Raw genomic sequence first — 11,779 nt, 5'->3', positions numbered from 1 at the left:
TGTAGGGGCGGGTTTAGGGACAAACTTAACCCAGAAACCAATAACCTTTCTGCAAAACCCGCCCTGCCCCAACCTCACACCACCGCGACAGCGTAGGCGTGCGATCGCGCGTCGGCAACCGGTAGGTTTTGTTATCCCCTGTCAGGGTGGGAGTAAGGCAGGTGTGCTTTGTAGGGGCATTCGTTAGGGACACACTTAACCCAGAAACCACAAACCTTTCTGCAAAACCCGCCCAGCCCCACCCGCCCCCCACCGCGACATCGTAGGCGTGCGATCCCGGGTGGAAAACGGGTAGGGGTTGTGAGAGGGTGGGGCAGGGCGGGTTTTGCAGAAAGGTTATTGGTTTCTGGGTTAAGTTTGTGCCTAAACCCGCCCCTACCAATGAAACCCGCCCTAATCCCAACCGCTAAATATCCTTAAGCGCCATAGTACGCAGGTTCATTCCCTGGCTTCCATTTGATATTGCAGCCAATACTGGGCTTTTGTTCTTCACTGACGGGAGACTGCGCCAATACCGCATCGATCGCGGATCGTAGATCCTTACCTGTCACAGGTTGATCATTCCCTGGGCGGCTATCGTCGAATTGTCCCCGGTATACTAATTTGCGATCGCGATCGAACACAAAGAAGTCTGGCGTACAGGCGGCTGTATAAGCTTTCGCTGTTTCCTGGCTTTCGTCATAACACAAGGGAAACGTCAATCCTAATTCTTGTGCCATTTCCTTTAACTTCTCAGGCGCATCGTCAGGATGAGTCGTGGCATCATTGGCGCTAATTGCCACAATCCCCAGATCTGTATCCTGATAGTCTCGACCTAGTTTAGCTAATTCACCCTGAACATGCTTGACAAATGGGCAATGACGGCAGAGAAATATCATCACTAATCCCTGTTTCCCCGTAAACGTGTCTAAGGAAATCGTTTCGCCCGATACCACATCGGGTAACTGGAATTCTGGGGCTTTGTTGCCTAGAGGCAACATGGTTGAGGCTGTGAGTGCCATGATTTTAACTCCTTTGCTGACTAATTAGAGGATTGGATTGTTAAACATGCAGGTGGGAATGATTACTCAACGAGATATTGTTCAGTTTTAGGCGTTGGGTTGAGAATGCTATTTGACGGTGTTGATTGAAGTGTAGCGTCAGTTATTAGCCGCGCCCGTTAATCATGATGTTTATCAAAAAATTTTGACCATTTTAGCCCCGATTGCCAATGCTAAACGAATTTATGTGTTTGAGAATAATTGTGATGAAATGCCCCTACCCATTAATCAGGGCGGGTTTTGAATAAACGCTATCATCCATCGCAACAGGAAAATCCCTAAACCCGCCCCTACATACAAATAATGGTGCGTCTCAACACTCAACACTTCTCCAATCCCCAATCTATTCTGATTTTGCTGAATTGGATGATCCCGCCTCAGCGGTTTCTTCACTATTGGGTAACTCCAGACAGTATCCCGCACCATATACTGTTTTAATATATTGGGGATGACGGGGATCAGGTTCGAGTTTGGTTCTCAGGTGGCGCACATGGACACGAATGGTTTCAATATCGTCATCTGGATCATATCCCCAGACTTCTTTGAGAATTTCACTGGGAGAAACCGTTTGACCATGACGCTGCAATAAGCAGTGTAGCAGTTCAAATTCCAGGTGGGTCAATTTAACCGTCTGATTAAACCAAATCGTCTCAAACCGTTCTGGAATCAGCGTCAAAGGACCATAGTTGAGGATTTCTGTATGCTTGGCGGCTTGGGGAATGCGATCAGTACGTCGCAATAAGGCGCGTACCCGTGCTAGCATTTCTTCGAGTTCAAAGGGTTTGGTCAGATAATCATCTGCACCAGCATTAAACCCTTCCACCTTATCCTGCGTTTGACCCAACGCTGTCAACATCAACACGGGAATATCCGTGGTGCGTTCATCCCGACGCAACCGTTGGCAAACGGTAAAGCCATCGACTCGAGGGAGCATTAAGTCTAGCATGATCAGGTCGGGCTGGAGTTGCAGCGCTAGCGCCTGACCCTTGATACCATCGGGCGCTTGGTGAACTTCGTATCCTGCCATTTCTAGGTTAATGGAGACAAGTTCTGAGATTGCGGGATCGTCATCGATTAAAAGGATTCTATGCATCACTAAGTAGTTACTAATAGGACTTGTTAAGATCGGATAAGAACTGTTACAGGAAACTACGGATACTGTACCGATTATAAGCGCTGATTCTAAACTACTTGTGAAGAAAATGGAAATTTTCTGTTTTTTTTGGGAAAATCAGGTATAATGGGGGGTTAATTTGGAAACATATCCTGTTTCGGGCGTCGGTCAAGTAGACTCACTGGTACAGAAGACGCCAGATCTAGCAATTTCCGGTTTGATGCAATACATCGTTAAGGGCGCAAGCGTTGCGCCCCTACATTTAGGTGTACCTCACACGCTGGGAAAGCGCTATATTACTATCGTAGAAGCATCTTATGGTAGAGACGTTGCATGCAACGTCTCTACAAAAGTTCGTTTGTCCTAATTGATGTGTCTACTGCTATACTTGCGTGACGCTATTGTGAGAGCGACGTCAGCACTCATGCAGCAAGCCCTAATTAATAAAAAATTATTTACTAATCATTAGATGTGAATTGAATTTAAGATATCGCTAATTTTATTTGAATAAGATTTGAGTTCACTCGTCAGTTTCTTCCTCGTCATCCCTACTAGCTGAGCGCGGCTGGGATTTCTTTTTAAACTCCTCAAGTTCACGCTGCGTTTGGTCTTTCCCCCGCTTCGCTTCTTTGTAATCGGGTTGATACGTCAAAGCGTTTTCATAAGAGGTCAAGGCTTCGTTGTATCGCTTCAGGTTAAATAAAGCATTAGCGCGACTATTCCAGGCTTGGTAATGGCTGCGCTTATGGGCAACAGCTTGGTCATAAGCCGCGATCGCATCTGAGTATTGTTTCAATGTATAGAAGACATTCCCCCGGTTATACCAGGCTTGCTCAGAATTGGGTCTCAGTTTCACCGCCTTCTCGTAAGCCGTTAACGCTTCATCATAACGCTGCAATTGATGCAACGCCCAAGCCCGACCATACCACGCCTCATAACTGTTGGGCTGAAGTTTAACCGCTTGTTCAAATGCGGCTAACGCCTCTTGATATTGATTTAAATTATTCAAAATACTGCCCTGACTGTACCACGCCCGGTAAAAATCTGGCTGGAACTGAACCGCTTTCTGGTAAGAGTCCACCGCGTCACGATGTTTGTTCAAATTAACAAACGCATTACCCCGTTGATACCAATATTCGGCGGAATCGGGCTTATGTTCCACCGCTTTGTCATAAGATTTAAGTGCCTCTTCGTACTGTTGTAAATTATGGAATGCCCAGCCGCGCCGATACCAGGCTGAGGAATAATTGGGTTGAATCTCTAAGGCTTTATCGTAAGATGCGATCGCCGCCGAATAGCGCTGTAACTCCATCTGTACCATCCCGCGACGTTCCCAGGTTTCTACATCCTCCGGTTGCAGTTTCGTGACCTGATCAAACGCACTAATCGCCGCTTCATAACGCTGCAATTCAACTAACGCCTCTCCTCGTCCTTTCCAAGCCTCTGGATACTCACGCTGAATCTGAATCGCCTGATCATACGCATCCAACGCTTCCTCAGACTGACCCAATGCCAAAAGCGCATCCCCTTGACCCAGCCAAGCTTCAGCATAGTCCGGTTGCAGTTCAACCGCACGATTATAAGCACTGAGGGCATCCTCATACCGCCTCAACTCCAGCAGGGTTTCACCTCGGTTATAGGATTGGGTGGCATTGGTGGAATTAATCCAGTTAATAATCCCTACTGTCGCCCCTCCCCCAGCAGCAATTACCGCCATGGCAATTAATAGGACAACTATCAGTTTCTTCCGTTTAGAGGATTGAGTCACAGGTGACGATGGAGAAGCAGCACCTAAAGCCACCGTCGCCTTCGTGGGTTGAATCAAGTCATTCAACGCCTGTAACGCCGCCTCCGCCGAAGGATAGCGTTCGCGAAAATCGTAGCGGATCATTTTATCCAGAACCTTCGCCAACTCTGGACGAACCGACGTGCGATCGCGCCAGCAAATTTCTCCACTGTCGGGATCAGTTGGCAGTTCCTGAGGCGCTACCCCAGTTAACGCTTGAATCCCCACAATTCCCACCGCATAAATATCACTACTCAAACGGGGATTCCCATTGGCTTGTTCACTGGGTCGATATCCCGGCGTACCAATCGCCACCGTAAAGCTAGAGGATTGTCCCTGCACTATCTGAGTGCTAACTTGTTTAACCGCGCCAAAATCAATTAGGACTAACTTGCGATCGGATTTACGCCGGATCAGGTTGTGGGGATTAATATCTCGGTGAATCACATGATGCTGATGAACAAACGCTAATATAGTTAAGATTTCCTGCAACAGATCAATCACCTGCTGATCTGACCACTGCGTTCCCGGCGTCAATTCCTGACTCAGATTATCCCCTTCAACCAGTTCCTGCACCAAATAGAATTCTTGACTCTCTTCAAAATAGGCAAATAGCTGGGGAATTTGGTGATGATGACCCAACTGATGCAGGATTTTAGCTTCGGTTTCAAACAAACGCCGCGCCGTCTGCAACGTAAACGGGTCAGTGGCTTGGGGTTTAAGTTGCTTCACCACACAATCGCGATCGCTAGGCAAATGGTGATCGTGGGCAACAAATGTAGCACCAAACCCACCTTGTCCCAGTTGCCGCACGATATTATAGCGTCCACCAATTGTTTGTCCGAGAGCCAAGTTCATTGGTTTTATCAAGCCAATCCCAGCATTGCCATGCAGTAATGATATGATTGATTCTTACACAAAATTTTGCCAATCCCTTCCCCAGCTTCCAGACGTAGCGTGCTACGTCTCTACATGGCTTCCCCAGCTTCCCTACCTCTCAGCCAATTTCTGAATTCCATGACACTCATGTAACTCCCCATTGGGCATCGTCGTACCGCTTAAATTCGCCCCGTCCAAATTTGTCTGACTCAAAGAAGCCCCTTGTAAATTAGCGCCACTGAGAGTCGCCTCACTCAAATTTGCGTCCTGCAAGTTGGCATCACGGAAGTCTGTCCAACGTAAGTTAGCCTTACTTAAATTGACCCGACTCAGATTCGCCCCTTGTAAATTTTCTCTGTTGAGATTAACACCGCTTAAATCTACTCCGGCGAGAGAGACATCAGGCGCAATTAAATAAGCACCCCCTTGTTTAAGATTAAACGCTTTAGGAAAACAAGTTTGCAGATTGTACAGACTGCTTTGCCACTTAACTTGCTCCAGATTTGCCTCACTTAAATCAGCTTCAAATAAATAACTGCGACTCAGATTGCTGCGACTGAGATTAGCGCCAATTAACAGAGAACCCCGCAGATCCGCGCCCAATAGCTTAACCTGACAGAGGTTAGCACCATTGAGATCAGCGCCCATCAACCGGGCAAAACTTAAATTAGTCCCAGTTAAATCCACACCCGTCAACGTGGCAAAACTCAAATCAGCCGCCACTAAATTCGCTCCCATCAAATCAGCACCACTCAAGTCAGCACCTCGCAGATTGGCTCCTTGCAAGTCAACTCCCTGCAAATTGGCATTATGCAGGGTAGCGCGGCTCAAGTTAGCCTGGACTAATGTCGTTTGGCTCAGGTTGGCATGAGTTAAATCGACCGCTCTCAGAGTCGCACCCATCAGGTTGACTCCATTAACGTCGATGAGAAAAAAATCTCGTTCGCCAGCTTGGTATCTACTTAATAGTTCATCAGGGTTCATCTGAATCTACCTTTATGTTTGGCTAACCCTTAGTCGTCTCGTTGCGGAGTTTGTACAGCCAATGCCCATTTGTTCTCTACAAACAATTGAAAGGCTGAGTAGAGAGCTTCAACGAGGGTTAATAGATCGGATGCTTTGGCGGCATTCACAGCAACTTGACCAACTTGAGTCGTGACTTCTCTGCCAGTAGATGCGCTGACCTGATTTATTTTCTCGACCGATCAATTTTAATCATAGTATTAATTTCAAGATTGGGTTACTTATTTTTGGGTGATGGGAATATGTCCCGGTTGCAGCTTAACCCGCTCTAACCAACTCAGGATAGCTGGAAATCCGCTTAAATCAAAGCCGCCTTCATCCGCAACATGAGTGTAAGCAAACAAGCCAATATCCGCTATGGTATAGCGATCGCCCACAAAAAATCTATGCTGCTGTAAATAAGTGTCCATAACGGTTAGCGCCGTGTAACCCGGTTGGCGTTTTTGGGCGAGTGCTTGCTGATACTCCTCTGCTTTTCCCAGTATCGAGATCCAATATCTGGATGTGGCGATATAGGGTTCGTGGCTATATTGTTCAAAAAATAACCATTGGAGTACTTTTGCTCGTTGCCAAGGATCATCAAGTAGAAATGGTGTCCCGTGGCTCAGATAAAATAAAATGGCATTGGATTCTGCCAGAAATTTACCCGGTTCAACTTCTAAAACAGGAACTCGTCCATTGAGATTTTTGGGCATAAATTCAGGGGTTCGGCTTTTTCCTTGTAATATATTTACTTCTACCCGCTCAAACAAAATCCCAAGTTGAGTCAGTAACAAACGTACCTTATAGCAGTTTCCAGACGGTAAAAAATCGTATAGTTTCATCATTAGTCATTGCAATGTTGAACTCTATTCTAACTTTAAAGTATGCGATCGCTCTTGAATTGAATAGTAGTGAACCTGTTTCAGGATTATGGGGATTGGGAAATGACCAAAGGGCAAAAATTTCCGTAGTAGATAGAAAAGCGGCAGAAGCCAATCTGTAGGGGCGGGTTTGACCCATAAATTCTCGATATGAACCGATAACTGAACTAAACCCGCCCCTTTTTGGAAGCCGATGGGTAGACTAAATCTGTTCAAAATGAACATTATGCCGGAAAAATAACAAAACCTTAACCTAAGAGATTTAAGAGTTGTTAAAACCTATTGAATAGTGATGTAATTCAGGTAAAATATTTCCTTTATAAGAATCGCAACTTCGAGTAGTGAGATGACAACCACAAAAGCCTTGCAATTTATGCGGAGAACCGCAGAAGATGAACAGCTACAGCAACACCTAGGGGAAGTGCTAGGGGTTGGCGATGGCGATATTAGTAGTCAGTTTGAACTAGATCAGGCAGAAGCCGAAGCCTTGACGGGCGATCGCGCTCCCTTAGTCGTCAAATTAGCGTCCCAGCAGGGATTTAATTTTTCTGTTGACGATTTAAGAACCGTCGTTGATGCGTTTGGGCGATATCAGTTAGGAGAACTGTCTGAAGCAGAGTTCTCGCAACGCATTGGATTATCCAACCTCGATCAAGGAACACAAGAGAGTATTCCCTCGATTAAAAAGGCATTAGAATTCGTCTATCGGGGAACTCGCTATCAACGAATTAATGGGAAACTCGTTCCTGTTATCCAACCCACTAATTCTACGCCCAGTGTGCTGCAATTTATGCAAAAGACATCGGAAGATCAGGGCTTAAAGCAACAATTAGCCACCCTATTGGGCGTTGGCGATGGGGATATCAGTAGTCAAATGGAACTCGATGTCCAAGAAGCCGAAGCCTTAACAGGCGATCGCGCTCCATTAGTGGTCAAGTTTGCCGCCCAACAAGGGTTTAATTTTTCCGTTGAAGACTTAAGAACTACGGTAGATGCGTTTCAACAGTATCAATCAGGCGAAATATCAGCTAACGATTTCTCAAAGATTATTTGTGTATCGAACCTAGATCAGGGAACAAAAGAAAGTATCTCCTCAATTACCAATACATTAGACTATGTATATCGGGGGACTCGTTATAAACGCATTAATGGCAAGCTAGTCCCCGTACATGAATCGGTGGATTCTACACCCAATGTCCTGCAATTTATGCAGAAAACGGCTTCCGATCCCGAAGTTAAACAAAAATTAGGAGCATTATTGGGAGTCGGTGACGGCGACATAAGTAGCCATTCCGAATTGGATCAGCAAGAAGCTGCTGCGTTAATCGGCGATCGCGCCCCGTTAGTGGTAAAATTTGCGGCTCAACATGGGTTTGACTTTTCCGTTGAACAACTTACAACGGTTGTTGATGCCTTTGTGCGATATAAATCCAATGAACTATCTGATCAAGAGTTAGCTAAAATTCTGGGATTGTCTGATCAAGGGATACCAGCAAGTTTACCCTCAATTAAACAAACTCTAGAGTTTGTCTATCGCGGAACTCGTTACCAAAAAATTAATGGACAATTGGTTCCCGTGGAAAAACCAGCAACGACTGTTCCCAAAGTGTTACAGTTTATGCAGAAAACTGCCGAAGATAAACAACTCCAACAACAACTGGGAACATTACTCGGTGTTGGCGATGGAGACATTAGTAGTTATTCAGAACTCGACACCGCAGAAGCACAAGCCCTCACGAATAATGCCCCGGTGGTGGTGAAGTTTGCCGCCAAGCAGGGTTTTGAGTTTTCCACAGAGGATTTAATTCGGGTTGTTGATGCCTTTGCACAGTATCAGTCGGGTGAATTATCTGAGAAGGAGTTCTCCAAAATTATTGGCTTTTCCAGTCAAGGAACCAAAGAAAGTTTTCCTACCCTCAAAAAGCTCGTCAGTTTTCTATCGGGTGGTGCAGGTTCCCCTAACTAATACAAAAAAGTGCCAGGGTAATGGACGGGTAAAGGGAGTGTGTTTCCCCCTTCTCCCTTAACCGAATAGTATTGGATGTAGGGGCGGGTTTTACTACTATCGTTTCGATTGCACCCAAATGCAACTAAACCCGCCCCGATTCATAAGTAGGTTAGTGGAAATAAACTCAACCATACTAAGTTATGTCAACAAGCCTCAAACCCTTACAAATGACAAATGACAAATGACAAATGACGATCACCTCCGGCAATGGTTTTAGAAGGGATTGGGAAAACGAAAGCGGATTATGATCAGTCAAAATTGCCATTGCTTAAAGATATATTTGAGGCACTAGAAGGTAAATATAAAAAACGGAAAAGCTACGCAGAGGCAACGGATTTTGATGCCTTACGCCTGCCTGATTTCATGGCACTTTAGTAGGAATGGAAAATCATTTTGTCCGTCTGGATGCGTTAGATCAAGACGTTATTCAAGTTGATGATCCGGGCGAGAGAGGATTTAAGAACCTACAAGTGACGTGGGAAGAGGCACGTAATTTGGGCTATTTTAAAGGGTTCTGGGAAATTACGGGTTAGTTACCTTTACGTCTAACCTTACAGCACTTTTCAAGTAAGTAAGGTACACACACATACAGATCCCCGACTTCTCCAAGAAGTCGGGGATCTTGCTTAGAGGGGCGTCTAGAAAAGCCCAGAAAAGCCCAGAAAACTCCCCCAGAAAAAACACCGATCTCCAGTGAGGAAATCGGTAGTATTCATGTCTGTCTAGCTAATAGTTAATTAGTCCAAATAGCCCATGAGTTCATCACTCGATTCAGTCGCATTAGCCGCAATCGGACGATTATTCGGTAAAGGCTGAACATCCAGCGCGGTTGCACTTTGATTTCGTCTCGCTAGCGCTTGTTGTGTCTCAGCTTGAGTGCTTTTATTTTTGGTTGTTGTTCTATCTGCCATAATCTATTCTGCTAAATGGGCTTCTAATCCCAAAGTCGCTACAAAATATTACAATTGTTTCATATTTTAACAATTATGTGTGAAAAAGAAAAATTGATCAACCGACTGGGTGGGCAAATGTAGAGACGTAGCATACTACGTCTCTACCCCCCCTCAATCCGTGATCTGATTGATCACAGACTCAAAATCTGTCACCGCACCAATACTGCTAGACGACACTAATTTGGCATACTTCGCCAGCACCCCTTTGGTATATCGGGGTTTGGGGGGTTGCCACTTGGCGCGGCGTTGTTGCAGTTCCTGATCGGATATATTAATCTGTAATAATCGCGCCGGAGCATCAATCGTAATCGAATCCCCTTCTTCGACTAACGCGATCGCACCTCCAACGGCGGCTTCTGGGGCAACATGACCCACTACCATACCATACGTCCCACCAGAAAAGCGACCATCGGTAATTAATCCTACCGAATCCCCTAATCCTGCACCAATAATTGCTGAGGTTGGCGCTAACATTTCCCGCATTCCCGGACCTCCTTTGGGTCCCTCATAACGCACCACAATTACATCTCCAGCTTTAATCTTACCCGCCAAAATTGCATCCAAACAGGCTTCTTCGGATTCAAAGACTCGTGCTGGACCGGTGATTTGGGGGGTTTTTACGCCTGTAATCTTCGCCACCGCACCTTCGGTTGCCAAATTTCCTTTTAAAATCGCCAAATGTCCTTGGCTATACATCGGGTTATCCCAGGAACGAATCACATCTTGATCTGAGGGTGGTTCATCGGGTACATCGGCTAATACCTCAGCCACGGTTTTCCCGGTAATCGTTAATGCATCACCCTGTAATAAATCATGGACAAGCAGCATTTTCATCACTTGGGGAATACCGCCAACCTGGTGTAAATTCGTGGTCACATATCTGCCACTGGGTTTAAGATCACACAGTACCGGAACTCTAGCGCGAATCGTTTCAAAGTCATCCAGAGTTAACTCTACCCCGATCGCCCGCGCAATTGCCAATAAATGCAGTACCGCATTCGTTGATCCACCCACTGCCATAATTACCGAAATGGCATTTTCAAAGGCTTGGCGGGTTAATATCTGTTGGGGTAGAATCTGCTGACGAATCGCATCAACCAGAACAAACGCGGATTTTTCCGTACTGTCGGCTTTTTCGGCATCTTCCGCCGCCATTGTCGAAGAATAGGGTAAACTCATCCCCATCGCTTCAAATGCTGAAGACATAGTGTTAGCCGTGAACATCCCGCCACATGACCCCGCACCAGGACAAGCGTTTCGTTCCACCGCCACCAGTTGTTCTTCTGTAATCTTACCCGCGCTATGTTGTCCCACCGCTTCAAAAGCGCTGACAACAGTTAAATCTTGTCCATCCAGATGTCCGGGTTTAATCGTCCCCCCATAGACAAAAATAGCCGGAATATTTAGGCGTGCGATCGCAATCATCGCCCCAGGCATATTCTTATCACAACCACCAATTGCCAGCACCCCGTCCATACTTTGACCATTACAGACGGTTTCGATGGAGTCAGCAATCACTTCCCGTGACACCAGGGAATATTTCATCCCCTCGGTTCCCATAGAAATACCATCGCTAATCGTAATAGTACCAAAGACTTGCGGCATCGCCCCCGCTTGTTTAAGTCCGGCTTCTGCCCGTAGCGCTAAATCATTGATGCCCATATTACAGGGCGTGATTGTACTATAACCATTCGCTAACCCAACGATTGGCTTGGTAAAATCGCGATCGCTAAAACCGACAGCACGAAGCATGGCACGATTTGGCGATCTCTGCACACCTTGGGTAACGACTTGACTTCTCAGGTTGTCTGGCATTTGGTTTCCTTTTCCTCAGCGATTGGCTATTCACGATTAGCCGCAAAAATTGAGGCACAACGCCAATCCGACGTCTCAACACGGCTTCTACGGCTATCATTCTGTTCTGATTGTCTCAGAATCTACCACAGTAGAGACGTAGCATGCTACGTCTCTACCCATTGGTGTCAACTTAAGGTGAAAGCTCGGTTGAGCAAGGGTGTCGGGTGTCGGGTGTCGGGTGTCGGGTGTCGGGTGTCGGGATGGAATTGTCTGTTGGAGGCGAAAAAACCTCACACCTACCACCATTCACCTCACC

General features: G+C 46.1%; 11 protein-coding genes. 3 read left to right on the top strand and 8 right to left on the bottom strand.

Going from position 1 to position 11,779, the window contains the following annotated elements:
* Nucleotides 1–416: 416 nt before the first annotated feature.
* The 6 genes from RIG66_RS24205 to RIG66_RS24180 all read right to left on the bottom strand — a co-directional run bounded on the left by RIG66_RS24205 (nucleotide 417) and on the right by RIG66_RS24180 (nucleotide 6,921).
* Nucleotides 417–1,001: a thioredoxin family protein gene (locus RIG66_RS24205; RefSeq protein WP_446381253.1), complete on the bottom strand. Its 585-nt coding sequence runs from the start codon at nucleotides 999–1,001 to the stop codon at nucleotides 417–419.
* Nucleotides 1,002–1,383: 382 nt separating this feature from the next.
* Entirely contained in the window at nucleotides 1,384–2,133 is a 750-nt protein-coding gene (locus RIG66_RS24200) for a response regulator transcription factor (protein ID WP_446381252.1), read from the bottom strand.
* A 541-nt stretch (nucleotides 2,134–2,674) separates the two neighbouring features.
* A complete protein-coding gene (locus RIG66_RS24195) occupies nucleotides 2,675–4,798 on the bottom strand; it encodes a tetratricopeptide repeat protein (protein ID WP_446381251.1) in 2,124 nt (707 codons plus the stop codon).
* Between the two features lie 132 nt (nucleotides 4,799–4,930).
* Nucleotides 4,931–5,803: a pentapeptide repeat-containing protein gene (locus RIG66_RS24190; RefSeq protein WP_446381250.1), complete on the bottom strand. Its 873-nt coding sequence runs from the start codon at nucleotides 5,801–5,803 to the stop codon at nucleotides 4,931–4,933.
* A gap of 260 nt (nucleotides 5,804–6,063) precedes the next feature.
* Nucleotides 6,064–6,669 carry a glutathione S-transferase family protein gene (locus RIG66_RS24185; protein ID WP_446381249.1) on the bottom strand — a complete coding sequence of 202 codons (606 nt, stop codon included), beginning with the start codon at nucleotides 6,667–6,669 and terminating at the stop codon, nucleotides 6,064–6,066.
* A 21-nt stretch (nucleotides 6,670–6,690) separates the two neighbouring features.
* Entirely contained in the window at nucleotides 6,691–6,921 is a 231-nt protein-coding gene (locus tag RIG66_RS24180; RefSeq protein ID WP_446381248.1) for a hypothetical protein, read from the bottom strand.
* A 130-nt stretch (nucleotides 6,922–7,051) separates the two neighbouring features.
* Between RIG66_RS24180 and RIG66_RS24175 the strand changes: the two genes are divergently transcribed.
* The 3 genes from RIG66_RS24175 to RIG66_RS24165 all read left to right on the top strand — a co-directional run bounded on the left by RIG66_RS24175 (nucleotide 7,052) and on the right by RIG66_RS24165 (nucleotide 9,246).
* A complete protein-coding gene (locus tag RIG66_RS24175; RefSeq protein WP_446381247.1) occupies nucleotides 7,052–8,671 on the top strand; it encodes a hypothetical protein in 1,620 nt (539 codons plus the stop codon).
* A gap of 249 nt (nucleotides 8,672–8,920) precedes the next feature.
* Nucleotides 8,921–9,088, top strand: coding sequence for a hypothetical protein (locus tag RIG66_RS24170; protein WP_446381246.1), 168 nt, complete (start codon nucleotides 8,921–8,923; stop codon nucleotides 9,086–9,088).
* A 5-nt stretch (nucleotides 9,089–9,093) separates the two neighbouring features.
* Nucleotides 9,094–9,246, top strand: coding sequence for a hypothetical protein (locus RIG66_RS24165; protein WP_446381245.1), 153 nt, complete (start codon nucleotides 9,094–9,096; stop codon nucleotides 9,244–9,246).
* Between the two features lie 204 nt (nucleotides 9,247–9,450).
* Here the strand turns inward: RIG66_RS24165 and RIG66_RS24160 are convergent, their stop codons facing one another.
* A complete protein-coding gene (locus RIG66_RS24160) occupies nucleotides 9,451–9,624 on the bottom strand; it encodes a hypothetical protein (RefSeq protein ID WP_446381244.1) in 174 nt (57 codons plus the stop codon).
* A gap of 153 nt (nucleotides 9,625–9,777) precedes the next feature.
* Nucleotides 9,778–11,481, bottom strand: a complete 1,704-nt coding sequence (ilvD, locus tag RIG66_RS24155; protein ID WP_446381243.1) for a dihydroxy-acid dehydratase — start codon at nucleotides 11,479–11,481, stop codon at nucleotides 9,778–9,780.
* Between the last annotated feature and the right edge of the window lie 298 nt (nucleotides 11,482–11,779).

This window comes from Coleofasciculus sp. E2-BRE-01 (assembly GCF_040221695.1).
Taxonomy (GTDB): domain Bacteria; phylum Cyanobacteriota; class Cyanobacteriia; order Cyanobacteriales; family Coleofasciculaceae; genus Coleofasciculus.
This window is presented reverse-complemented; position numbering and strand designations above follow the sequence as displayed.